Origin of the sequence: Pseudomonas phenolilytica (assembly GCF_021432765.1) — a bacterium.
In the GTDB taxonomy this organism is placed as follows: domain Bacteria; phylum Pseudomonadota; class Gammaproteobacteria; order Pseudomonadales; family Pseudomonadaceae; genus Stutzerimonas; species Stutzerimonas phenolilytica.
The window spans coordinates 2,329,161-2,353,302 of sequence record NZ_CP058908.1; the positions used below are offsets into that span (position 1 = coordinate 2,329,161).

At 63.5% G+C, this 24,142-nt stretch carries 23 protein-coding genes and 1 pseudogene; 12 read left to right on the forward strand and 12 right to left on the reverse strand.

Features of this window, described 5'->3' with window-relative positions; translation table 11 throughout:
• The 4 genes from bamB (at position 1) to HU825_RS11305 (ending at position 4,762) form a co-directional block, all read left to right on the forward strand.
• Positions 1 to 1,149, forward strand: a complete 1,149-nt coding sequence (bamB, locus tag HU825_RS11290) for an outer membrane protein assembly factor BamB (protein WP_043296192.1) — start codon at positions 1 to 3, stop codon at positions 1,147 to 1,149.
• Positions 1,150 to 1,254: 105 nt separating this feature from the next.
• Positions 1,255 to 2,739: a ribosome biogenesis GTPase Der gene (der, locus tag HU825_RS11295; protein WP_234302044.1), complete on the forward strand. Its 1,485-nt coding sequence runs from the start codon at positions 1,255 to 1,257 to the stop codon at positions 2,737 to 2,739.
• A gap of 92 nt (positions 2,740 to 2,831) precedes the next feature.
• Positions 2,832 to 3,980, forward strand: coding sequence for a pyridoxal phosphate-dependent aminotransferase (locus HU825_RS11300; RefSeq protein ID WP_234302045.1), 1,149 nt, complete (start codon positions 2,832 to 2,834; stop codon positions 3,978 to 3,980).
• Positions 3,968 to 4,762 (forward strand): amidohydrolase, encoded by a 795-nt coding sequence (locus HU825_RS11305; RefSeq protein ID WP_234302046.1) that lies wholly within the window; start codon positions 3,968 to 3,970, stop codon positions 4,760 to 4,762. The genes HU825_RS11300 and HU825_RS11305 overlap by 13 nt, the downstream gene beginning before the upstream one ends.
• A gap of 253 nt (positions 4,763 to 5,015) precedes the next feature.
• On the opposite strand, the pseudogene HU825_RS11310 reads toward HU825_RS11305, so the two are convergent.
• The 5 genes and pseudogenes from HU825_RS11310 to leuA form a co-directional block, all read right to left on the reverse strand.
• Positions 5,016 to 5,375 (reverse strand): annotated as a pseudogene (locus tag HU825_RS11310) (DUF2784 domain-containing protein); the annotation flags it as partial.
• Positions 5,376 to 5,380: 5 nt separating this feature from the next.
• Complete coding sequence (locus tag HU825_RS11315; RefSeq protein ID WP_234302047.1) at positions 5,381 to 6,010, reverse strand: DUF2238 domain-containing protein; 630 nt, start codon at positions 6,008 to 6,010, stop codon at positions 5,381 to 5,383.
• Positions 6,011 to 6,082: 72 nt separating this feature from the next.
• Positions 6,083 to 6,790 carry an endonuclease gene (locus tag HU825_RS11320; protein WP_077683493.1) on the reverse strand — a complete coding sequence of 236 codons (708 nt, stop codon included), beginning with the start codon at positions 6,788 to 6,790 and terminating at the stop codon, positions 6,083 to 6,085.
• A 160-nt stretch (positions 6,791 to 6,950) separates the two neighbouring features.
• Positions 6,951 to 8,006 (reverse strand): NAD(P)-dependent alcohol dehydrogenase, encoded by a 1,056-nt coding sequence (locus HU825_RS11325; protein WP_077683492.1) that lies wholly within the window; start codon positions 8,004 to 8,006, stop codon positions 6,951 to 6,953.
• Positions 8,007 to 8,146: 140 nt separating this feature from the next.
• Positions 8,147 to 9,817, reverse strand: a complete 1,671-nt coding sequence (gene leuA, locus HU825_RS11330) for a 2-isopropylmalate synthase (RefSeq protein ID WP_234302048.1) — start codon at positions 9,815 to 9,817, stop codon at positions 8,147 to 8,149.
• Positions 9,818 to 10,139: 322 nt separating this feature from the next.
• On the opposite strand from leuA, the gene HU825_RS11335 reads away from it, so the two are divergent.
• Both HU825_RS11335 and HU825_RS11340 read left to right on the forward strand, forming a co-directional pair.
• Positions 10,140 to 10,523: a DUF2946 domain-containing protein gene (locus tag HU825_RS11335; protein ID WP_234302049.1), complete on the forward strand. Its 384-nt coding sequence runs from the start codon at positions 10,140 to 10,142 to the stop codon at positions 10,521 to 10,523.
• Between the two features lie 54 nt (positions 10,524 to 10,577).
• Entirely contained in the window at positions 10,578 to 12,770 is a 2,193-nt protein-coding gene (locus HU825_RS11340; RefSeq protein WP_234302050.1) for a TonB-dependent copper receptor, read from the forward strand.
• Between the two features lie 158 nt (positions 12,771 to 12,928).
• Here HU825_RS11340 and HU825_RS11345 read toward each other — a convergent pair whose 3' ends face one another.
• The 3 genes from HU825_RS11345 to HU825_RS11355 all read right to left on the reverse strand — a co-directional run bounded on the left by HU825_RS11345 (position 12,929) and on the right by HU825_RS11355 (position 15,693).
• Positions 12,929 to 14,218, reverse strand: a complete 1,290-nt coding sequence (locus HU825_RS11345; protein ID WP_043296214.1) for a mechanosensitive ion channel family protein — start codon at positions 14,216 to 14,218, stop codon at positions 12,929 to 12,931.
• 90 nt (positions 14,219 to 14,308) lie between these two features.
• Positions 14,309 to 14,851 (reverse strand): hydrolase, encoded by a 543-nt coding sequence (locus HU825_RS11350; RefSeq protein ID WP_234302051.1) that lies wholly within the window; start codon positions 14,849 to 14,851, stop codon positions 14,309 to 14,311.
• Between the two features lie 17 nt (positions 14,852 to 14,868).
• Positions 14,869 to 15,693, reverse strand: a complete 825-nt coding sequence (locus HU825_RS11355; protein ID WP_102827274.1) for a M23 family metallopeptidase — start codon at positions 15,691 to 15,693, stop codon at positions 14,869 to 14,871.
• Between the two features lie 160 nt (positions 15,694 to 15,853).
• On the opposite strand from HU825_RS11355, the gene HU825_RS11360 reads away from it, so the two are divergent.
• From HU825_RS11360 to queF, 3 genes are all read left to right on the forward strand, one after another.
• Positions 15,854 to 16,786: an ABC transporter ATP-binding protein gene (locus HU825_RS11360; RefSeq protein WP_054093836.1), complete on the forward strand. Its 933-nt coding sequence runs from the start codon at positions 15,854 to 15,856 to the stop codon at positions 16,784 to 16,786.
• On the forward strand, positions 16,783 to 17,562 hold the full coding sequence (locus tag HU825_RS11365) for an ABC transporter permease (protein ID WP_054093837.1): 780 nt from the start codon (positions 16,783 to 16,785) through the stop codon (positions 17,560 to 17,562). Before HU825_RS11360 ends, HU825_RS11365 begins: the two co-directional genes overlap by 4 nt.
• Positions 17,563 to 17,640: 78 nt before the next feature.
• Positions 17,641 to 18,471: an NADPH-dependent 7-cyano-7-deazaguanine reductase QueF gene (gene queF / locus HU825_RS11370; RefSeq protein WP_234302052.1), complete on the forward strand. Its 831-nt coding sequence runs from the start codon at positions 17,641 to 17,643 to the stop codon at positions 18,469 to 18,471.
• A 15-nt stretch (positions 18,472 to 18,486) separates the two neighbouring features.
• Here queF and HU825_RS11375 read toward each other — a convergent pair whose 3' ends face one another.
• Entirely contained in the window at positions 18,487 to 18,753 is a 267-nt protein-coding gene (locus tag HU825_RS11375) for a DUF4404 family protein (RefSeq protein ID WP_043296224.1), read from the reverse strand.
• 217 nt (positions 18,754 to 18,970) lie between these two features.
• Here HU825_RS11375 and HU825_RS11380 point away from each other — a divergent pair, with 217 nt between their 5' ends.
• Positions 18,971 to 19,669 carry an MlaA family lipoprotein gene (locus HU825_RS11380; RefSeq protein WP_234302053.1) on the forward strand — a complete coding sequence of 233 codons (699 nt, stop codon included), beginning with the start codon at positions 18,971 to 18,973 and terminating at the stop codon, positions 19,667 to 19,669.
• Positions 19,670 to 19,721: 52 nt separating this feature from the next.
• Here the strand turns inward: HU825_RS11380 and HU825_RS11385 are convergent, their stop codons facing one another.
• The gene (locus tag HU825_RS11385; RefSeq protein ID WP_043296228.1) at positions 19,722 to 20,021 is read right to left on the reverse strand and encodes a PilZ domain-containing protein; all 300 of its coding nucleotides are present in this window, start codon (positions 20,019 to 20,021) and stop codon (positions 19,722 to 19,724) included.
• Positions 20,022 to 20,227: 206 nt separating this feature from the next.
• On the opposite strand from HU825_RS11385, the gene rssB reads away from it, so the two are divergent.
• Entirely contained in the window at positions 20,228 to 21,412 is a 1,185-nt protein-coding gene (gene rssB, locus HU825_RS11390; RefSeq protein WP_043296229.1) for a two-component system response regulator RssB, read from the forward strand.
• Positions 21,409 to 21,891, forward strand: a complete 483-nt coding sequence (rssC, locus tag HU825_RS11395; protein ID WP_003288338.1) for an anti-sigma factor antagonist RssC — start codon at positions 21,409 to 21,411, stop codon at positions 21,889 to 21,891. Before rssB ends, rssC begins: the two co-directional genes overlap by 4 nt.
• On the opposite strand, the gene tal is transcribed toward rssC, so the two are convergent.
• Complete coding sequence (gene tal, locus HU825_RS11400) at positions 21,892 to 22,818, reverse strand: transaldolase (protein ID WP_054093840.1); 927 nt, start codon at positions 22,816 to 22,818, stop codon at positions 21,892 to 21,894.
• A gap of 130 nt (positions 22,819 to 22,948) precedes the next feature.
• Positions 22,949 to 23,962: a tRNA dihydrouridine(20/20a) synthase DusA gene (dusA, locus tag HU825_RS11405; protein WP_234302054.1), complete on the reverse strand. Its 1,014-nt coding sequence runs from the start codon at positions 23,960 to 23,962 to the stop codon at positions 22,949 to 22,951.
• Positions 23,963 to 24,142: the final 180 nt, after the last annotated feature.

Genomic DNA, 24,142 nt, shown 5'->3' on the forward strand with positions numbered 1-24,142 from the left:
ATGCGCTGGAAGACTGCCGCGTTGCTGACCCTCGCCGTATTGGCCGCCGGGTGCAGCAGCAATGACACGAAAGAGCCGGAGCCTGCGGAGCTGACCAAGTTCGAAGCCGAGGTCGAACTACAGAAGCAATGGAGCCGCTCGATTGGTGAGGGCCAGGGCGAAACCTACAACCTGCTGGTGCCTGCAGTATACGGCGAGCAGATCTATGCTGCCGACGTCGAGGGGCTGGTGGTTTCCGTGGACCGCCTGACCGGCAAGGTCAACTGGAAGACCGACCTCGAAGTACCGGTTTCCGGTGCTGTCGGTGCGGGTTATGGCCTGGTGTTAGTCGGCACGCTGCGTGGCGAGGTGATCGCGCTGGACGTCGCCAGCGGCGAGGAGCGCTGGCGCAGTCGGGTCAGCAGTGAGGTGCTGGCTGCTCCCGCGGTGAATGGCGATATCGTGCTGGTGCAGACCCAGGACGATCGTCTGATCGCGCTGGAGATCGACACTGGCGCGCAGCGCTGGAGCTACGAAGGCTCGCCAGCGGTACTCACTCTGCGCGGTACCGGCGCACCGGTACTGACCAATCAGCTGGCGATCGCCGGTCTGTCCAACGGCAAAGTCATCGCGTTGGATACGCGCCGCGGTCTGCCGGTGTGGGAGCAGCGTGTGGCAATCCCGCAAGGGCGTTCCGAGCTGGAGCGTGTAGTGGATATCGACGGTGGCCTGCTGCTGTCCGGCGGCACGCTGTACGTCGCCACCTATCAGGGGCGTGCGGCGGCGCTGGATGTCGAAAGCGGCCGTATCCAGTGGCAGCGCGATGCTTCCACCTATTCCGGCGTTGCGCTGGGCTACGGTAGCGTTTATCTGAGCTTGGCCAGCGGCACCGTGGAAGGCGTCGATGAGCGCTCCACCACGGCCTTGTGGAGCAACGATGCGCTGGCACGCCGCCAGCTTTCGGCTCCGGCGGTGTTTTCCAGTTACGTCGTGGTGGGTGATCGCGAAGGCTATCTGCATCTGCTGAGCCAGGTGGATGGGCGTTTCGTGGCCCGTGAGCGTATCGACAGCTCCGGACTGCGCGCGCGTCCGGTTGTCGAGGGCGATTGGCTGTACGTGTTCAGCAACGACGGCAAGCTTGTCGCATTGACCATCCGCCGGGACGACTGATACGCCTGAGTTGCCCTGACGCTCCGCCGCGGCGGAGCGCTCGATTTATGGCCGCTGCCTCGCAGCGGCCTTCGTGTTTTCTGAAATATCGCAATGGAGAGCCGCATGGTTCCCGTAATAGCTCTGGTGGGGCGCCCGAACGTCGGCAAATCCACCCTGTTCAATCGGCTCACCAAGAGCCGCGACGCCATTGTCGCCGAGTACGCCGGCCTGACCCGCGATCGCCAGTATGGCGAGGCCAAATGGCAGGGGCGCACCTACATCGTGATCGACACCGGGGGCATTTCCGGTGATGAGGAAGGCATCGACGCGAAGATGGCCGAACAGTCGTTGCAGGCGATCGAGGAGGCCGATGCGGTGCTGTTCATGGTCGACTCGCGCGCGGGGCTGACTGCCGCCGACCAGATGATTGCCGAGCACCTGCGCAAGCGGAACAAGCGCAGCTTCCTGGTGGCGAACAAGGTCGATACCGTCGATCCTGATCTCGCGCGAGCCGAGTTCAGTCCGCTGGGGCTGGGCGATGCGCTGCCTATCGCGGCGGCGCACGGTCGTGGCATCAGCCACATGCTGGATGCGGCGCTGGGTATCTTCCCCAAGGACAACGCCGAAGAGGGCGAGACGGTCGAAAACGAGGTTGCCGAGGAAGTTGCGCAGGGGCAGGAGGCTAAGCGCATCCCCGGGCCTAGCGAGAAGGATGGCATCAAGATCGCTATCATCGGCCGGCCTAACGTTGGTAAGTCCACGCTGGTCAACCGCATGCTCGGCGAAGAGCGGGTCATCGTTTACGACCAGGCTGGCACAACGCGCGACAGTATCTACATTCCGTTCGAACGCGATGGCGAGAAGTACACGCTGATCGATACCGCCGGCGTGCGTCGGCGCGGCAAGATCTTCGAGGCAGTGGAGAAGTTCTCCGTAGTCAAGACACTGCAGGCGATCCAGGACGCCAACGTGGTGATCTTCGTCATGGATGCCCGTGAGGGCGTCGTCGAGCACGATCTCAACCTGCTCGGCTTCGTGCTGGAAACCGGTCGTGCGCTGGTCATCGCGCTGAACAAGTGGGATGGCATGGAGCAGGGCGAAAAGGACTACGTGAAGACCGAGCTGGAGCGCCGGTTGTTTTTCGTCGACTTCGCCGATATCCATTTCATCTCGGCCAAGCACGGCACCGGGGTCGGGCACCTGTACAAGTCGGTGCAGGCGTCGTTCACCTCGGCTGTCACTCGCTGGCCAACCAGCCGCCTGACGCAGATCCTCGAGGACGCGGTGCGCGAGCACCAGCCGCCGATGGTCGCCGGGCGCCGCATCAAGCTGCGCTATGCGCACCTGGGCGGCGCCAACCCGCCGCTGATCGTGATCCACGGCAATCAGGTCGATGCGGTGCCGAAGTCCTACTCGCGTTATCTGGAGAACACCTACCGACGCGTTCTGAAGCTGGTCGGCACGCCGATCCGCATCGAGTACAAGGGCGGTGAGAACCCGTACGAGGGCAAGAAGAACACCCTCACCGATCGCCAGGTCAACAAGAAACGCCGCTTGATGAGCCATCACAAGAAGGCCGAGAAGAAGCGTCGCGACAAGAAGCGCTAGCGGCGAGCGCCGGGACAGAGGCTGGACGGACCGGGCGGCGGCGTGCATGCTCGGTCTCAATCCAAGCCCCCGAGCCCTGGCGTTTCGTATCGATGATTACCAGCAAACTGCCGAACGTCGGCACCACCATCTTTACCACCATGTCGCAGCTCGCGGCCGAAGCCGGGGCGCTCAACCTGTCGCAGGGCTTCCCGGATTTCGACGGTCCGCCGGCACTGCGCGAAGCGCTGGCGCGGCACGTCATGGCCGGGCACAACCAGTACGCGCCAATGACCGGCCTGCCGGCCTTGCGCGAGCAGGTGGCGACCAAAGTGCGTTCGCTCTACGGTCGAAACGCCTGCGCCGACCGCGAGATCACCATCAGTCCCGGGGCCACCCAGGCGATCTTCTGCGCGATCCAGGCGGTGGTTCGTGCCGGCGACGAAGTCATCGTGTTCGATCCCTGCTACGACAGCTACGAGCCTGCCGTGCAGCTGGCCGGCGGTGTGTGCGTCCACCAGCCCCTGACCCTGCCGGATTTCCGGATCGACTGGCAGCGCCTTGCCGATGCGCTCACGTCGCGCACCCGGATGATCGTGCTGAATACCCCGCACAATCCCAGCGGCGCGCTGATCGAAAGTAGCGAACTGGCTCGCCTCGCCGAGCTGATTCGCGGGCGTGACATCTACCTGCTTAGTGATGAGGTTTACGAGCATCTGGTGTTCGATGGTCGTGAGCACGCCAGCGTGCTGCGCCATGACGAACTGTATCAGCGTGCCTTCGTTGTGAGTTCGTTCGGCAAGACCTACCACGTTACCGGCTGGAAGACCGGCTACGTGGTCGCACCGCCGGCGCTGACGGACGAGTTACGCAAGGTGCACCAGTACGTCAGCTTCACTGCGGTGACGCCGTTGCAGTGGGCGCTGGCCGATTTCATGGCCAAGCACCCCGAGCACGTCATCGAGCTGCCGGCGTTCTATCAAGCCAAGCGTGATCTGTTCTGCGATCTGCTGACCGGCTCGCGCCTGCGTTTCGAACGGGCCGCGGGTACCTATTTTCAGCTGGTCGACTATTCGGCCATTCGCCCGGATCTCGACGATGTGGCGATGGCCCAGTGGCTGACCCGCGAGCACGGGGTGGCCAGCATTCCGATTTCGGTCTTCTACCAGCGGCCGCCGCAGGGGCTGCGGCTGGTGCGCTTCTGCTTTGCCAAACGAGAGGAGACGCTGCGTCAGGCGGCGGAACGACTATGCGCGATCTGAACAACCTGCCCGATCTCGAACTGGCGCTGGTCCAGACTTCGTTGGCCTGGCACGACGCGCCGGCCAACCGTGAGCGCTTCGCCACCATGCTGGAACAGGCCCGCGGCGCCGATCTGGTCATCCTTCCGGAGATGTTCACCACCGGTTTCTCGATGGAGGCGGCGGCGCTGGCCGAGCCGGAGGAGGGGCCGACCTACGCGTGGCTGCGCGAACAGGCGGTACGGCTCGATGCGGTGGTAACCGGCAGCCTGATCGTCGAGGCCGCCGATGGCAGCCATCGCAACCGGCTACTCTGGGCGCGTCCTGACGGCCAGATACTGCATTACGACAAGCGCCACCTGTTTCGCATGGCTGGCGAACATCAGCATTACACAGCGGGGGCCCGGCAGGCGGTGTTCGAGCTGAACGGTTGGCGGGTGCGGCCGCTCATCTGTTACGACCTGCGCTTTCCGGTCTGGAGTCGCGACCCGCACGGTACCGACCTGCTGCTTTACACCGCCAACTGGCCAGCTGCCCGCCGTGATGCGTGGAACCGTCTGCTGCCGGCGCGTGCGATCGAGAATCTGTGTTTCGTCGCTGCGGTCAACCGTATCGGCGAGGACGGCAAGGGGCACGCCTATAGTGGTGACAGCCAGGTGCTGGATTTCAAGGGCGATGCCCTTCTCGATGCCGGCAAGCGCGACGGCGTTCTGCGTTGCACGTTGCGTGCGCGCGATCTGGCGGCGTTCCGTGAGCGCTTCCCGGCCTATCACGACGGCGACGCCTTCGAGCTGCAGCTCTGACGCGGCGCCGCGAAGGTAAACTGCGGCGCTAGTGCACCTCGCGCAGCAGATAGGCCTGCTTGTGACCGCGCTGTTCGTAGTCATGCATCGCCTGTTCGGCTGCGCGGTAATCGTTGAAACGGTGCATTTCCACTTCGTTGCCGTTGTCATCGATCCGGTAGAGCGCCCAGCAAGGCGCTCTTTGCGCTCGGGCGGCAGGCTGTTCGGCTGGAGCGTGCAACGTGCGGGCGTGCTCGGCGGATGCGGCGCGCGGCCGGCGTCTGCGCTGCCAGACCCACGCGTAAACCAGCACATTGATGATCACCACCACGCCGGCCAACACGTATTGCACCGGCAGCGTCAGCCAGTCTGGATAAAGCAGCGGCAGCACGTAGTGTTCGATGAATCCTTCGCTGTAGCCCGTCTCGCCAGCCAGCTGGCGTAGCGCCTGTTCCCAGTGGGTAAGGGGGCAACCGCGGTCGGCCAGCTCGACGTAGATCGCCCAGCCCATCGCCGGCAGATGAATCGGCAGCAAGCCGCGCCAGCGCGCCACCAGCAGTCCGCCGAACAGGGCAAACAGCACGAATCCCAGATGCAGGATCAGCAGTGCGTCGGCGCCGAGGCGGTAGGGCATGGCGATCAGCCCTCGGGCTTGTTATGCGTCTCGAGCACCGCGATCTGCCGGTCCTGCAGACGATCGATGCCGAGCAGCACCGCGCTGGCGCCGAGCAAGGCCAGCAGCATGTCCGACTGCGTGTCCCAGGGATCGCCTTGGGTACCGAGGAAATCGGTGGCACCACCACCGGCGATCAACGCTACCCACCACTCGATCAACTCGTAGAACGCACTGATCGCCAGCGCCACGCAGATCGCCAGGAAATTCAGCATCGCCCCAGGCGTCAGGTAGCGCTGCCGCAGCAGGATTTCGCGGGTCAGCAGCATCGGCACCAGCCCCTGCATGAAATGGCCAAGTTTGTCGTAGGGATTGCGCTGTAGATCGAACAGCTCCTGGACCCAGAAGCCGAGCGGAACCCGTGCGTAGGTGTAGGCGCCGCCGAGGATCAGGACCAGCGCATGGAAGGCGACCAGAATGTAGAGCAGGCGACTGAGCGGGAAGCGATGATGGGTCGCCAACAGCACGGGGGCGGCGAGCAGCACCGGACTGACTTCCAGCAGCCAGGTCGCTCGGTCATAAGGTTGGATGCCGGACAGGATGAGCGCCAGCAGCACGATCAGACCGAGGGTGACGTAGAGCGTGTTGTTCTGCATGGCGTCCTGGCGATGGTATCGATGCCCACAGCATGCCGCTGCCGATGAACGGCGACAAGCCGCCCGGCTGCCTCAGCGACTGGCGAAGTCGCCGGTGCAGCGCTGCAGATTGACGGTCCCGACATGCCGGTTGGCATTGCCCTGCGCGCAGGCGACGCGTTGGTTGCGCCAGCGTTCCCATTCACTGACTGGGTAGCGGCGATCCCACAGCTCGTAGAGCCGCCGGTCCTGGCGGGACAGGCGGAGCTGGTAACGCTCGCTCATGTACAGGTAGGTGCGGGCAATAGCGCCGCGACTGCGTTCGGGCGGCATCGCCGTGCGCTGCTTGAAATCCACCACCATTGGGCATGCGCCGTACTGCCCAGGCCGGGCGGGAAGCATGCCGAAACCGAAATTGCTGCGGTCGCCGTTGACCTCGCCAACCACCGGAACCAGGTTGTGCAGGTCCGCCTCGGCTCGGCTGAATACCGGGTCGTTGGCAGCGCAATGCTTGCGTCCGCCCTGCTGCCAGCAGCGCCGCTGATGGCCAATCACCCAGGCGGGGACGATGTGCTCCCATTCCACACGAGCGGCGCGCTGTGGCTGTTTGCGCGGTATATAGCCGCAGCTGGCCAGGTCGATGCGATTGCCGCGGTAGCGGCAGCCGCAGTAGAAATCCACCGGGCGCTCGGCGTGGATTCGCCAGGCTAGCTTTTTCGCTTCGCGAAAGGTGCGCGGAGCGTCGGCATGGGCGGCGGCACCGCAGAAAACAAGGAGCAGCAGAAGACTGAAGCGGCGCATGGCATTCTCGACAACCGAACGAGTAACGCATCCATGCGGCGCGGCATATTAGCCTTCTGCGCTGAAGGAAAGGTCAATAAAAACAAAAGGTTGTGTATTTTTTCGACGAACGGCGGGCTGTCCCGCCCTCGTTCGGAGAGCGGGGGCAGGCGTTGTCCGCTCAGGCTGCGGTGAGTGTCGACATGTCGATCACGAAGCGGTACTTCACATCGCTCTTGAGCATGCGCTCGTAGGCCTGGTTAATGTCCTGCATGCGGATCATCTCGATATCCGCGACGATGCCGTGCTCGGCGCAGAAATCCAGCATTTCCTGCGTCTCGGCGATGCCGCCGATGAGCGAGCCGGCGATGCGCCGACGCTTGAAGATCAGCCCGAACACGCTGGGTGAAGGATGTGGCGAGGCCGGCGCGCCAACCAGTGTCATGGTGGCGTCGCGTTTGAGCAGGTTGACGAAGGCATCGAGGTTATGCGGCGCGGCGACGGTGTTGAGAATGAAGTCGAAGCTGTTGGCGTGTGCGGCCATCTCGTCCTTGTTCTTCGACACCACCACTTCCGAGGCGCCCAGGCGCAGGGCATCGTCCTTCTTGTCCGGCGAGGTGGTGAACAGCACCACCTTCGCGCCCATGGCGTTGGCGATCTTCACCGCCATGTGACCGAGCCCGCCGAGGCCGACCACGCCGACCTTCTGTCCCGGGCCGACTTTCCATTGGCGAAGCGGCGAGTAGGTGGTGATACCGGCGCACAGCAGCGGCGCGACGGCGGCCAGGTTGTCGGTGTGGCGGATGCGCAGCACGTATTTCTCATCCACTACGATACGGTCCGAATAGCCGCCCAAGGTGTTCTCGCCGCCGCCGAACGCCGGACCGTTGTAGGTACCAACAAAGCCGTTTTCGCAGTACTGCTCCAATCCTTCGCCGCAGGAGGGGCAGTTGCGGCAGCTGTCGACCAGGCAGCCGACCCCGGCGAGGTCGCCGACCTTGAAGGTGCTCACCGCCGAGCCGACAGCACTGACGCGGCCGACGATCTCGTGCCCGGGCACGGAGGGATAGAGCGTGTTGTTCCATTCGTTGCGCGCGGTGTGCAGGTCGGAGTGGCACACGCCGCAGAACAGGATCTCGATCTCGACATCGTGTTCGCCCGGCGAGCGGCGCTGGAAGCGGTAAGGTGCGAGCGGGCTGTTAGCGTTCTGGGCGGCATAGCCCTGTGCATCGATCATGGAGAGCTCCTGGTGCGTGAGAGGGCGCGGGGTGGTGAACAGGGTAGACCGCCCGTGCGTGGCCGTGGTTGCTGACGGATGCTGTAGCAGCGATAAAAAAAGGGATGCCTTGGCATCCCTTGCGATCTTGCGGTTTCGCTTCAGGCCGCCTTCGTCCCGGCTTCACGCAAGGCGCGGTTCAGGGCGCTGAACAGCGCGCGGATGCTCGCCGTGGTGATGTTTTCGTCGATACCGATGCCATGCAGCGGGCGCTCGCCATCCAGGCGCACCTCGATGTAGGCCGCGGCCCTGGCGTTGCTGCCGGCGCCGATGGCGTGCTCGTGGTAGTCCATGATCTCCAGCTTGACTGGCAAGGCGGCGACCAGCGCCTCCAGCGGGCCCTTGCCAATGCCGCGCCAGTGCTGCGACTGGTTATCGGCGAGCACTTCGACATCCAGCGCGCTGGTACCGTTCTCCTCTTGCAGCCGGTGGCCCTTGAGTGCGTACGGCGCGGTTGCCTGCAGATACTCGGCTTCCAGCAGCGCATAGATCTGCTTGGCGCTCATTTCCAGACCCAGGCGATCGGTTTCCTTCTGCACCACCTGGCTGAACTCGATCTGCATGCGCCGCGGCAGGCTGATGCCGTATTCCTGCTCGAGCAGGAAGGTGATGCCACCCTTGCCGGACTGGCTGTTGACGCGAATTACCGCCTCGTAACTGCGGCCGATGTCGGCCGGGTCGATCGGCAGGTAAGGTACTTCCCAGATGCCGTTTGGGTCCTGTTGGGAGAAGCCCTTGCGGATCGCGTCCTGGTGGGAGCCGGAAAACGCGGTGTGGACCAGATCGCCGACGTAGGGATGGCGCGGGTGTACCGGCAGCTGGTTGCATTCCTCGACCACCTTGCGCACGACATCGATGTCGGAGAAGTCCAGCTGCGGATCGACGCCCTGGGTGTAGAGGTTCAGCGCCACGGTGACGAGGTCGACGTTGCCGGTGCGCTCGCCGTTACCGAACAGGCAGCCTTCGACCCGGTCGGCGCCGGCCATAAGGCCCAGCTCGGTCGCCGCCACGCCGGTACCGCGGTCGTTGTGGGTGTGCAGGCTGACCAGTACGCTGTCGCGACGCGCGATGTTTCGACAGAAGTGCTCGATCTGATCGGCATAGACGTTGGGCGTGGCCGCCTCGACCGTGGCCGGCAGGTTGAGAATGAGCTTGTTCGCCGGGGTCGGCTGGAACACCTCGACCACCGCGTTGCACACCTCGACGGCGAACTCCGGCTCGGTGGAGCTGAAGATCTCCGGCGAATACTCGAAGCGCCAGGCGGTCTCGGGGTTCTGCTCGGCGAGGCGCTTGATGATGCGGCCGGCGTTCACGGCGATTTGGATCACCCCGGCCTTGTCCTGGTTGAAGACGATGCGGCGGAAGCTCGGCGCGGTGGCGTTGTAGTAGTGAACGATGGCCTGCTTGGCGCCCTTGAGCGACTCGAATGTGCGGGTAATCAGGTCTTCGCGGGCCTGCGTCAGCACCTGGATGGTCACGTCGTCGGGAATATGACCGCCCTCGATCAGCTCGCGCACGAAGTCGAAATCAGTCTGCGAGGCGGAGGGGAAGCCCACCTCGATTTCCTTGAGGCCTACCGCGACCAGCGTCTTGAAGAAACGCATCTTCTTCGCCGCGTCCATCGGCTCGATCAGCGACTGGTTGCCATCGCGCAGATCGGAGCTCAGCCAGATCGGTGCCTGGGTAATGGTCTTCGACGGCCAGGTGCGGTCCGGCATGGCGAGGGTCGGAAAGGCGCGATATTTCGTCGACGGATTCTTGAGCATGGTCATGGCGTTTCCCTGTTGTTGGCGCAGGCAGGGAAGCGATTCACCTGCCGCTGCAGTCGTTCATGACGCCAACGTTATGGTTTTATATGAGCGGATTGCAACAATGCTTTTGAAAATGGCAGAAACCACCAATTAATCTCAATTTCAGCAACAGGATTCTGTCTTATGGAAATTAATAGCTGTTCGTTTGCTATGTAATTCTGCGGCGTCATGCCGCACCACTTCGGTGCGATGACATGCGATCATCCCGCCGCACCCGCCTTGGGCGGTCAATCAGGTTGTTCGAGCAAGGGATTCGTCGGTGACGCGCAAAGGGCTTTCGACATTGAGTATTTGGCTTGGCCTGTTTGCCATGCTGATGATTCATGTCGGCCCGCTGTATTCCGCGCTCCAGGTATCACCGCCGGAACCGGCGGTCATGGGCGAGCATCACCACGCGGCGCATGAGCACGCCGAGGAGGGCGCGCCGGCCAAGGCGGTCGCGCACCATCGAGCGCTTGCCAGTGACGGTCCGGCCTGGCTGACGGCCTTGGAGCTGTGTGGCTACTGCGAACTGCTCACGCTCAATCCGCCGCTGAGCCTGTCCGTCGACCTGGCGCTGCCGCTGCATCGTCCTGCCTATTTCCACGCCCTGCCGCAGGCGCCGCTGCTGTCTGCCGAGCGCCGCAGCAGCGGCCATCCGCGTGCCCCGCCATATCTGCCGAGTTGAATGTTCAAGGCCGCCAACATGCGGCTATTCAAAAATGCAGATGTGGAAAGAACTATGTCCAGTAACACTATTGGCTGTGCGGCGCGCTCGCGCCTGTCTGTTGATTTTTCGTTTCATCCATCGCGCCGCCGCTGGCAACTGGCGCACGCCACATTGCTAAGCCTGCTCAGCGGTGCCGCACTGGCCGCCGAACCGATGGATCACTCGCACCACACCGAGGCGGCCGACTCGGTCGAGCTGGCGCCGATGGTCATCACTGGCGTCGCCCAGCAGTCGCCGCTGACCGTGGTCACCGATCCGAAGATTCCGCGCCAGCCGGTTCCGGCCAGCGACGCCGGCGATTATCTCAAGACCATCCCGGGCTTTTCTGCGGTGCGTAATGGCGGGGTGAACGGCGATCCGGTGTTTCGCGGCATGTTCGGCTCGCGGCTGAAACTGCTGAGCAACGGCGGGGAGATGTTGGGTGCATGCCCGAATCGCATGGACTCGCCGAGTTCGTACATCAGTCCGGATACCTTCGACAAGCTGACCGTCATCAAAGGACCGCAGAGCGTGCTCTGGGGCCCGGGGGCTTCGGCGGCAACGATCCTGTTCGAGCGTGAGCCGGAGCAGTTCAGCGAACCGGACTATCGCATCAACGCCAGCCTGCTGACCGGCTCCAACGGCCGCTTCGACCGCAATATCGATGCCGCGGCGGGCAGCGAGCAGGGCTACGCGCGGCTGATGGCCAACAGCTCTCAGGCCGACGATTACGAGGATGGCAACGGCGACACCGTGCCGTCGCGCTACGACAAGTGGAACACCGATGTCGCGCTGGGCTGGACGCCGGATGCCGACACGCTCGTTGAACTGACCGCCGGGCGCGGCGACGGCTATGCGCGCTATGCCGGACGCGGCATGGACGGCAGCCAGTTCCAGCGCGAAAGCCTGGGGCTGCGCTTCAAGAAGACCGATATCGGCGAAACGTTCTACGGGCTGGAGGCGCAGGTCTACTACAACTACGCCGATCACATCATGGACAACTTCAGCCTGCGCAGTCCGGGCGGAATGATGCCGAATCCGACGCTTTCGCGGGTCGATCGTCGCACCGTCGGTGGGCGTCTGGTCGGCACCTGGCAGTGGACCGATGTCGAGCTCAAGGCCGGTGTCGATGCGCAGCGCAGCGAACACCGTAAGGTGATGGATCCGACCAAGGCCGTTAACCAAATGGTGCTCGCGGCCGGTAGCGGCGCTCTGCCGTGGGTACCGGATGCGATGCTGCACAGTTATGGACTGTTTGGCGAGCTGACCTGGGATATCACCGACACTCAAAAGGTGGTCAGTGGCGTACGGGTAGATCTGCACGAGGCCGAGGATCAGCGCGAATTTTTCAATAGCCACGATCCGTCCAGCATGCCGATGGTCAAGCGTGACTGGGCTAACCCCACCGCCGGCGAAACCCGCCGCGATACGCTGTACAGCGGCTTCGTGCGTTACGAGGAGGAGCTGACCAGCCTGCCGGCCACCTGGTATGCCGGGCTTGGCCACGCGCAGCGCTTCCCCGACTACTGGGAGCTGTTCGTCTCCAATCCGGGGCCGGTCGGCACCGTGCAGCCGTTCGACTCCGTGCGTCCGGAAAAGACCACGCAGCTGGACGTCGGTCTGCAGTACGCCAAGGGGCCGCTGGAGGCCTGGGTATCCGCCTACGCCGGAGTGGTCGAGGACTACATCCTGTTCAGCTATGTGCCTGGGGTGATGCCGGGAATGATGCGCGCCGATGTCAGCAACATCGACGCCACCATCGCCGGTGCCGAGGCGGGTGCAAGCTACCGTTTCACCAGCAACTGGAAGGGTGATGCCAGCCTGGCCTACGCCTGGGGCAAGAACCGCAGCGATGATCGTGCCATGCCGCAGATCCCGCCGCTGGAAGGACGTCTGGGCCTGACCTACGAACGTGACAACTGGAGCACCAGTGGTCTCTGGCGTGTGGTGGCTTCGCAGGGCCGGGTCGCCGAAAACCAGGGTACGGTGGTCGGCAAGGACTTCGACGAGAGTTCGGGTTTCGGGGTATTGGCGGTCAACGGTGCCTATCGGCTGAACAAGAACTTCAAGTTCAGCACCGGCATCGACAACCTCCTGGACAAGAACTACAGCGAGCACCTCAACCTGGCCGGCAGCGCGGGCTTCGCCGATTACGGGCTCGATCCGACTACACGGGTCAACGAGCCGGGGCGCACCTACTGGGCGCGCGTCGACATGAGTTTCTGATTCACGGCTGCTAGGAGCGGGATCACCCGCTCCGGACGTAGGTTGGCGCTGAGGCGCGGAGCGTTTCGGGGCAGCTCGCGGCGCTGGCGTCAGGGACGACGCAATGGGCAGTGCTCAAGGCTGTGTTGAGTGTTTCGTGCCTCAGCGCCAACCTACGATTAACCCACCACTTCGGCCGGATGTTCGTCCGGCTGCTGCAGCGCCGGCGCGTCGCGCGATTCCAGCGACTGGCGCCAATCACGCATATCGCTTCCACTCGGATGCTGGAACACCCGCAGGCCGAACTCCGGCAGGATTGCCAGCAGGTGATCGAAGATGTCCGACTGGATCGCTTCGTACTGCGCCCAGACCACCGTGTTGGTGAAACAGTAGATTTCCAGCGGCAGGCCGTCCGCGGTCGGGCTCAGCTGGCGCACCAGCAACGTCATATTCTGGTGCACGCCCGGATGCGCACGCAGGTAGCGTTCGACATAGGCGCGAAAGGTGCCGATGTTGGTGGCGCGGCGCGTGTTGACCGGTTCCTGGCCGCGCTCGGCAAGTTTGGCGTTCCACTCGTCGATCTCCTTGCGCTTGTTGACCAGGTAGTCCTCCAGCAGGCTGAAGCGATACAGGCGCTTGCGCTCCTCGGCGTCGAGGAAGTGCACGCTCTGCTGATCCAGGAAAAGGCTGCGCTTGATGCGTCGGCCACCGCTTTCCTGCATGCCGCGCCAGTTCTTGAACGAGTCGGAGATGAAGCGCTTGGTGGGGATGCTGGTGATGGTCTTGTCCCAGTTCTGCACCTTCACGGTATGCAGGGCGATGTCAATGACGTCGCCGTCGGCGTTGAGCTGCGGCATTTCCACCCAGTCACCGACACGGATCAGGTCGTTGGAGGTGATCTGCACGCTGGCCACCAGCGACAGCAGTGTGTCCTGGAAGATCAGCATCAGCACTGCGGCCATCGCACCGAGGCCGGAGAGCAGGATCAGCGGTGAGCGGTCGATCAGCGTGGCGATGATGAGGATGGTGGCGATCGCGTAGACGACGATCTTCACCACCTGCAGATAGCCCTTGATCGGGTGAATGCGGGCGTCCGCGCGGCGCTGGTACAGCAGGTTGACGATGTCCAGTACCGCGCCGAGCGCCAGCGCAATAGTCAGCACGATGAAGCCGCCGCAGACGTTGCGTACTACCGTCACAGCCGCTTCCGGCAGGCCGGGCACGGCATTCACTCCGATCGACAGCACCAGCGCCGGGACGATGTTGGATAGCCGCTTGATGACGCCGAAGTCCTGCAGCTGCGGGTCGCCGGCATGGCGCAGCAGTCGGTAGAGGCCGCGCACCAGAATGCGTTTGACGATCCAGTTGGAAAGCCAGGCGGCGAAGATCAGGGCGGTACAGGCCGCCAGGGTTTGCAGCTCGGGATGGTTGCCGAGCCAGTCCAGGGCGATGGTCAGTTCTTCCTTCATGGGCGCTCCAGCAGAGAAGGGCGGCTTGCGCGGCCGCCCGAACGGCGGGACCTTAGCAAATTCCCGACCGCCGGTGCGCTACAGAAGGGATCAGCGGATGAATTCGCGGCTGATCGATTTGAACAGTTCGGTGCCGGCGCGCTCCATCCACTCGAACGCCACCATCTCACGCGAAACGATCTGAGCGCCGGCCTGGCGCATGCGCGTCAGCGCCAGCGCCTTGTCCGAGGCGCGGCGCGAGCTGACGGCTTCTTCGACGACGAACACCTGGTTGCCGCGCTCCAGCAGGTCGAGCACGGTCTGCATGACGCAGACGTGGGTCTCGCAGCCGCAGATCACGAACTGCTGGCGCTCGCCGCCGGGCCTTTTGAACAGTTCGCCGTCGGCGGCGCTGGAAAATTCCATCTTCTCCAGAATCGCGGCATCCGGCACGCCCTCGCGCAGAACCGCGGCGGTCGGGCCGAGGCCCTTGCTGTACTGCTCGGTGAGCAGCACCGGCACGCCGACACGCTGCGCGATCTGCTGCAGCCAGGCGGTGTTTTCGATCATCAGCGCGCTGTCGAGGATCGCCGGCAGCAGGCGTTCCTGAATGTCGATGATGAGCAGGTTCGATTGCGTGGCTCTGATGCGCATGGTGGCTTTCCTTGTGGTCAGGGTTTGAACGCGCCGATGAAGATCGAGGGATCGACGCGGGTGTCGTTAAGGCTGACGTTCCAGTGCAGGTGCGGCCCGGTGGCGCGGCCGGTGGCGCCGACCTTGCCGAGCACGGCGCCGCGCTCCAGGCGGTCGCCGAGCTTTACGTCGATCGCCGAGAGGTGGCAAAACATGCTGATCAGGCCCTGGCCGTGATCGACGAATACCGTTCGGCCGTTGAAGAAGTAATCGCCGGTGAGGATCACCTCGCCGGCTGCCGGAGCCTTCACCGGGGTGCCGGCTCGGGCGGCGAAATCCAGCCCAGAATGCGGATTGCGTTCCTCGCCGTTGAAGAAGCGGCGCAGGCCGAACGGCGAAGACAGCGGGCCATCCACCGGATGGTCGAACAGCAGGTTGCTTGGCTGGTTCGGGCTGAAGCGGGCATAGGCGCGATTCTGTTCGGCCAGTTCGCGTTCGATGCGCGCCAGATCGGCTGGGTTCGGATTGACCTGCCGCTTGTTCTTCAGCGTGATGTGCTGCGCGCGGTATTCGCGGCCGGAGATCTGGAAGGTCCGAGGCTGACCGTCGACCTCCAGCGCTTGCGCACCGGGCGGGGCTGACAGCGGGATGCCGACGATGGCGATCCAGCGCTGGCCTTCCTCGCGGAGCACCAGCGTTGGTTTGTCCTGATAACGGACCTGCGGCGCCTGGGCGGCGTCGCCCAGCGCGATCACGGCGACGCCGCCCGGTACCGGCTTGTTCAGCAGGCGGGTGATGAATCCGTCAGCCTGGGCAGAAGCGGCCAGGCACAGGGCCAGCGAAAGGACGAGCGTGCGCAGCATGAGCGGTTCCGTCTGGGTGGGGCGGCCCATCCTCGCGTAAACGGCCGGTCAGCGAAAGCCTTCTGCCGGCAGGTGGACCTCGGGCGGGCGATGGGTGGTTGCAATCACGGCGCGGCGACCTTATCTAGGATGATCCCTCGGCGTTGTGTGCACCTCTTATATGAATAACGCTCTGTCCATCCGGCAGTTGACCAAGACCTATGGCAACGGCTTCCAAGCCCTCAAGGGCATCGACCTGGATGTTGCCGAAGGCGATTTCTTCGCCTTGCTCGGCCCCAATGGCGCGGGCAAGTCCACCACCATCGGCATTCTTTCCACGCTGGTGAACAAGAGCAGCGGTACGGTGAACGTGTTCGGCCACGACCTGGATCGCGATCCTTCCGGGCTCAAGCGCTGCCTGGGCGTGGTGCCGCAGGAGTTCAACTTCAACCAGTTCGAGAAGGCCTTCGATATTCTCGTCACACAGGCCGGTTACTACGGCATTCCTGCGAAGATCGCCAGGGAACGCGCCGAAAAGTACCTGCATCAGCTGGGGCTGTGGGACAAGCGCGACGTGTCCTCGCGGATGCTCTCCGGCGGCATGAAGCGCCGGCTGATGATCGCTCGCGCGCTGATTCACCAGCCGCGCCTGCTGATCCTCGACGAGCCGACGGCCGGCGTGGACATCGAGCTGCGCCGCTCGATGTGGTCGTTCCTCACCGAACTGAATCGCGAGGGCATCACCATCATTCTCACCACGCACTATCTGGAAGAGGCCGAGCAGCTGTGCCGCAACATCGGCATCATCGACCACGGCCGCATCGTCAAGAACACCAGCATGCGCGAACTGCTCAAGCAGCTGCACGTGGAGACCTTCCTGCTCGACCTGAAGGAATCGCAGCTGGTACCGCCGGAGCTGGGTAGTTATCCGTCGCGGCTGGTCGATCACCACACGCTGGAGGTGCAGGTGGAGAAGAGCCAGGGCGTGACCGAGCTGTTCCGCCTGCTCGCCGCGCAGGGCATCGAGGTGCTGAGCTTGCGCAACAAGACCAACCGGCTGGAGGAGCTGTTCGTGTCGCTGGTGGAAACCAATCTGCAGAAGGTGAACCCATGAGTGCCGAGTTGCGCCCCAACCTGGTCGCGCTGCAGACCATCGTGCAGCGCGAAATCCGCCGCTACACGCGCATCTGGCCGCAGACGCTGCTACCACCGGCGATCACCATGGTGCTGTACTTCGTCATCTTCGGCAGCCTGATCGGCGCGCGAATCGGCGAGATGGATGGGTTCAGCTACATGGACTACATCGTGCCGGGGCTGATCATGATGTCGGTGATCACCAACTCCTACAGCAACGTGGTGTCGAGTTTCTTCAGCACCAAGTTCCAGCGTTCCATTGAGGAACTGCTGGTCTCGCCGGTGTCGCCCCAGGTCATCGTCATCGGCTTCGCGCTGGGCGGCATCACCCGCGGCCTGGCGGTGGCGGTGATCGTCACGCTGCTGTCGATGTTCTTCACCGATCTGCAGGTCCATCACGCCGGCGTCATGGTGCTGGTGATCGTGCTGACGGCGACGATCTTCGCCCTTGGGGGTTTTATCAACGCAGTATATGCGCGCAATTTCGACGATATCTCGATTATCCCGACATTCGTGCTGACGCCGCTGACCTACCTCGGCGGGGTGTTCTACTCAATCCACCTGCTGCCGCCGTTCTGGCAGACGCTGTCGCTGGCCAACCCGATCCTGCACATGGTCAACGCGTTCCGCTATGGCATTCTCGGCGTGTCGGATATTCGCATCGGAGTGGCGATCAGTTTCATGGCCGTGGCGGCGGTGCTGCTATACCTGTTCTGCGTGCGCCTGCTCAAGAGTGGGCGCGGCATGCGCCAGTAATCGCCTGGCACCGCGCCGCGCTGAAAAAAACGCCGCAAGGCTTTACACTTTGCGGCGTTTTTCGTTCAGGTTCCCGCCATGCAGCATCCCGCAGAACATTCGCCGCTGGGCAAGTCCAGCGCCTACGTTGCCACTTACAGCCCCGAGCAGTTGTTCCCCATCCCGCGCGCGCCGAAATGGGCCGAGCTGGGCCTGAGTGCAGCGACGCTGCCGTATCGCGGCGTGGACATCTGGAACTGCTACGAGCTGTCCTGGCTGCTGCCGTCAGGCAAGCCGGTGGTGGCCATCGGCGAGTTCGCTATCCCGGCCGATTCGCCGAATATCATCGAGTCGAAGTCGTTCAAGCTCTATCTGAACTCGCTCAACCAGTCGATCTTCGCCTCGCAGGAAGCGCTGCTGGAGGTCATGCAGCGCGATCTTTCCGCCGCCGCCGGCAAGCTGGTCGGGGTTCGCCTGCGCGGCCTCGATGAAGTGACCGCAGAGGGTGTGGCGATGCTGCCGGGGCGCTGCGTCGATGAGCTGGACGTCGCCATCGAGCATTACGATGCACCGCGTCCGGAGCTGCTGCGCCGTGACGCGAGCCGCCAGGTGGAGGAGTGCCTGCACAGCCATCTGCTCAAATCCAACTGCCCGGTGACTGGCCAGCCGGACTGGGGCAGCGTGGTGGTGGATTACAGCGGGCCGGCACTGCTGCCGGAGAGTCTGCTTGCCTATCTGGTGAGCTTTCGCCAGCACGCCGACTTTCACGAACAGTGCGTCGAGCGCATCTTCCTCGATCTGCAGCGGCTATTGCAGCCGCGCAGGCTGACGGTTTACGCCCGCTACGTGCGCCGCGGTGGGCTGGACATCAACCCGTACCGCAGCACCGAGGCGTTCACGCCGGACAACCGCCGGCTGGTGCGGCAGTAAGCCCGGTCGTCCCGTTCAGATGCCCATGTTGGCCAGACTCTGCATGATATTGCGCAGAGTGATGGCCATGCTCGGGTGGCTGACTTCGAAACGCTCCACGGCGAGGTTGACGCCGTCCACCAGCGAGTCGGTGTACTCGGCCTCGCCGTCATCGGCCAGGCGGGCTTCGATATCCAGGGCGATGGCTTGGAGCGAGGCGCGCTCCTCCTCGGTCAGCGGGGTGTCCTGCGCCAGTTGACTACGCAGTTCTTCGAGCTGCGACTGCAGATCATGTGCCGGCATGTTGCTTCCCTCTCATGGTTGCGAAACGTCACGGCGGCAAGCCGTGCTGATGAACGAAGGTTAAACCAGCCGCGTTGGCTTGTCTGTGTCTGCACCATGCTCCGCGGCGGCGCAGCCTCCGCACGTCCGCAGGCTGCCGAAATGCCGGCGAATGGTTCTATACTTCGCCGCTTGGATCGGCAGGGTGGCACGGCCACCGACTAACAGGAGAGTTGCAATGCGCAAGTTCGGCACGCGGTGCCTCGGGCTTTTCAACGTCGCTCTGGTTGCCGCTGCAGCGCTGGCGGTACCGGCGCTGCAGGCTGCCGAGGAAGACCCGTGGGAGGGCGTCAACCGGGCGGTGTTCCGCTTCAACGATACGCTCGATACCTACACCCTCAAACCACTGGCGCAGGGCTACCAGAAGGTGACGCCGACCTTTCTCGAAGACGGCATCAGCAATGTCTTCAGAAACCTCGACGATGTGGTGGTGCTGACCAACGACCTTTTGCAGGGCAAGGTGCGCGATGCCGGCATCGACACCAGCCGCATTCTGTTCAATACCACCTTCGGCGTGCTGGGCTTCTTCGACGTGGCGACGCGCATGGGGCTGCCGAAGAATGATGAAGACTTCGGCCAGACGCTGGGTGTCTGGGGGCTGGGCAATGGACCGTACGTGGTGCTGCCGCTGCTCGGGCCGAGCACCGTGCGCGACACTGCAGGACTGGTGCCGGATGCTTTCCTCAAGCCGTATCCGTACATGGATCATGTGCCGTCACGCAACCTCACGCGCGGCGTGGATGTAGTCGACACCCGTGCTGGCCTGCTGTCGGCGGAGAAGATGATCACCGGCGACAAGTACGTGTTCATCCGCAATGCCTACCTGCAGAACCGCGAATTCCGCACGCTCGACGGCCAGGTCGAAGACGACTTCTGATCCCCGCCGCCGGATCAATGAATCCGGCATAAGGCCTGACGCGGCCTCTCCGTCAGGCCATCGCCAGTATCGCCAGGCCCAGGCTTTGCTGGCCGTCTTCCAGTGTGGCGACCCGTATCACTTCGGTTTCGGCGTCCAGTCCTTTGAGCGTCGGATGTTGCGAGGCGATCAGCACGCGTAGCCGGTCGCCGGCATTCAGGCTGGTCGCCGCCACGACCTGCATGCCGGTACTCGACAGGTCGAGACACTTGCCCTGAATCTGCCGTTCGCCGTCCAGCAACCGCACGGTGCATTCGACAGGCATGCGGATGAAGTCGCGCTTCTCGCTGTAGTCCCGGTCTTTCTGGCTCATGTGCTTGTCCTTTTCATCTATTTGTCGAAGTTCTTATAGCCAGCGATCATCGTGGCATCGACGCCTGCGGCCGGTCCAGGGTGCCTGGCTTGAAACGCTGTTCGTATGGGAGTACCGTCTGCGCCTTGAAAACATCCCTCGTGCCGCGCACCGCGCGGGCTCCACGCACTGGCTCATCATCCTGGCGTAAATCGCCTGGTAGGAACATGCATAAACCAAGCGCGACGCTACTGATCATAGATGACGACGATGTGGTGCGGGCCAGCCTTGCAGCCTATCTGGATGACAGTGGTTTCCGCGTCCTGCAGGCCAGCAGCGGTCAGGAAGGCATGGCACTGTTCGAGGCCGAGCAGCCCGATCTGGTGATCTGCGACCTGCGCATGCCGCAGATGGACGGCCTCGAACTGATTCGCCAGATCAGCGAGCGCCAGACCGATCTGCCGGTCATCGTGGTATCCGGTGCCGGTGTCATGAGCGATGCGGTCGAGGCATTGCGCCTGGGCGCCGCAGACTATCTGATCAAGCCGCTGGAAGACCTGGCGATGCTCGAGCATTCGGTGCGTCGCGCACTGGATCGTTCCCGTCTGCGCCTGGAAAACCGTCGCTATCGCGAGCAGCTGGAATCCGCCAACCGCGATCTGCAGGCCAGCTTGCACCTGCTGCAGGAAGACCAGGATGCCGGTCGTCAGGTACAGATGAACATGCTGCCGGTGACGCCCTGGAGCGCCGACGGTTTCGACTTCGCCCACCAGATCATCCCGTCGCTGTACCTGTCCGGCGATTTCGTCGATTACTTCCGCGTGGATGAGCGACGGATCGGCTTCTACCTCGCCGATGTCTCGGGGCACGGTGCGTCGTCGGCATTCGTCACTGTACTGCTGAAGTTCATGACCACGCGGCTGCTCTACGAGTCGCGGCGCAGCGGGACGCTGCGTGAATTCAAACCCTCCGAAGTGCTCGATCACATCAACCGTGGGTTGATCAACTGCAAGCTGGGCAAGCACGTGACCATGCTCGGCGGGGTGATCGACATCGAGCGCGACGTGCTGCACTACAGTATCGGCGGGCATCTGCCGATGCCGGTGCTGTACACCGGCGGCGCTGCCCATTACCTGGAGGGGCGCGGTCTGCCGGTAGGGCTGTTCGTCGAGGCTACCTATCAGGATTTCGAGCTGAAACTCCCGGAAACCTTCAGCCTCACGCTGCTCTCGGACGGCATTCTGGACCTTTTGCCAGGCGATACACTCAAAGAAAAAGAGTCGGCGTTGCCGGAATTGATCAGCGGCGCCGGTGGCACGCTGGATGGCCTGCGCCGTGTCTTCGGCCTGGCCGAACTGGCGGACATGCCTGACGATATCGCCTTGCTGGTGTTGAGCAGGAACCTTGCATGAGTACGGGTAAGATCCAGTTCGCCGAGATGGACGGCACCTTCGTCCTCAAGTTCATCGGTGAAATCCGCCTGACGCTGTGTTCGGCGCTGGACGCCACCATCGACCGGATTTTCTCGGCGCTGAATTTTTCCACCATCGTCATCGACCTGACGGAAAGCCGCAGCATCGACAGCACCACGCTGGGGTTGCTGGCCAAGCTGTCGATCCTGTCGCGGCAGAAGGTCGGCATGCTGCCGACGCTGGTGACCACCCACCCGGACATCACCCGTCTGCTGCAGTCGATGGGCTTCGATCAGGTGTTCAATATCGTCGACCGGCCGTTACCGTGCCCGGAATGCCTGGCGGACCTGCCATCGCAGGACCAGTCGGAAGAGGTGGTGAAGGCCAAGGTGCTGGAGGCTCACCGCATCCTGATGAGCCTCAACGAATCCAACCGCGAGGCCTTCCGTGACCTCGTCACCGCGTTGGAGCGTTCCTGATCAGGCGAGCGCCCTGAGCAGGGCTTCGAGTTTTTCCTGATCGCGGGCGAACTGGCGGATACCTTCGGCCAGCTTCTCGGTCGCCATCGCATCCTCGTTCAAGCCCCAGCGGAAGCTGGCTTCATCCAGGCTGATGCGCGGCTCGCTGCCACGTCCCGGCGCCAGGCGGCGTTCCAGCGTGCCGCTGGCCTCGCTGAGCTGGCCGAGCAGCTCGGGGCTGATGGTGAGTCGATCGCAGCCGGCCAGCGCCTCGATCTGGCCAACGTTGCGGAAGCTCGCGCCCATCACCACCGTTTCGTAACCGTGCGCCTTGTAGTAGTCGTAGATGCGGCTGACCGATTGCACGCCGGGGTCCTCGGCGCCCTGGTAGTCGCGGCCTTCGTGTTTCTTGTACCAATCGTAAATGCGACCGACGAACGGCGAGATCAGGAATACGCCGGCCTCGGCGCAAGCCACAGCCTGGGTGAAGGAGAACAGCAGGGTGAGATTGGTCTGGATACCGGCCTTCTCCAGTTGCTCGGCTGCGCGGATGCCTTCCCAGGTCGCGGCGATCTTGATCAGCACGCGCTCGCGGCCGATTCCCGCCTGCTCGTAGAGACCGATCAGGCGCTCGGCGCGCTGGATCATCGCCTGGCTGTCGAAGGACAGGCGCGCATCCACTTCAGTGGAGATACGCCCCGGAATCAGCTTGAGAATCTCCTCGCCCACCGCGACGGCGAACAGATCGCAGGCCAGGCCCACATCGCCCTGGCAGCGGCTCATTGCGGACTTGAGATGTTCGGCGTAGCGCGGCAGCGCGGCGGCCTTGAGCAGCAGCGACGGATTGGTGGTGGCGTCCACCGGTTGCAGACGGGCGATAGCGTCGATGTCGCCCGTATCGGCGACGACAGTGGTGAACTGCTTGAGTTGTTCCAGCTTGGAAGTCATGAAAGGGGAGGCTCCGTCCAGTGAATGAGCATGACCTTACCCGAGCGCACCAGCCCGCTACAACGGGCCGATAGTCACGGGTACGCGTGCTTTGATGGGGCTGGTAAGGCAGCGTTCCCTCGGGCGGCGATCAATGTCCGTCAAGCAGGGCGGCAGCCTGGTCGAACAGCGCGAGCGGGTCGGTGGCCTTGTGGATATCCGCAGAGAGCATCTGGCGAAAGCGCCGCGCACCGGGAAAGCCCGAGCCCAGCCCGAGTACGTGGCGGGTCACATGATGCATCGTGCCGCCGCTCGCCAGGTGCTGTTCTATGTACGGGCGCATGGCACGCAACGCCTGCGCGCGGCTGATGACCGACGCGCTGCTGCCGAACAGCCGCTGGTCCACCTGAGCCAGCAGATAGGGGTTGTGGTACGCCTCGCGCCCAAGCATGACGCCATCGAAGGTGTGCAGATGCGCTTCGCACTCGTCGAGCGTCTTGATTCCGCCGTTGAGGATGATTTCCAGATCGGGAAAGTCCCGTTTCAGCTGTGCGGCCACGTCATAGCGCAGCGGCGGCACCTCACGATTCTCCTTCGGCGAAAGCCCTTCGAGGATGGCGATGCGCGCGTGTACGGTGAAACTGCGGCAGCCAGCGTCGCGCACCTGACCGACGAAATCGCACAGTTCGGCATAGCTGTCGCGGCCGTTGATACCGATCCGGTGCTTGACCGTCACCTCAAGGCCGACGCTGTCGCGCATGGCCTTCACGCAATCTGCCACCAGCGCCGGATGGCCCATCAGGCAGGCGCCGATCATGTTGTTCTGCACGCGATCGCTGGGACAGCCGACGTTCAGATTGACCTCGTCGTAGCCCGCGGCCTCGGCCATCTTCGCGCATACCGCCAGTTCCGCCGGAACGCTGCCGCCCAGCTGCAGCGCCAGCGGGTGCTCGCACGTGTCGTATCGCAGGTAGCGCGCGGCGTCACCGTGAATCAGCGCGCCGGTGGTGACCATCTCGGTATAGAGCAGGGCGTGACGCGACAACTGGCGCAGGAAGTAACGGCAGTGACGATCCGTCCAGTCCATCATCGGCGCGACGGAGAAGCGGCGAGACACGGAAAGTCCCGCAGCTTCGGGTGTTGAGGGGGAAATCACTTCATGCATCCTTTAACGCAAGCCTGGGAGTTTGCTCCGACAGGGCGTTGTTGAGTGGCAGTCCTGATTGGCGCCTTTCGGCAGGATCGAGAAGATCGGTCGGGCGTCTTGCCATCAGGTTTCGGCTAATTATGCGGCATGCCGCAGGAGCCCTGAAGGGGCGCGGTGCAGCCGCAGACGGCAGGTAAC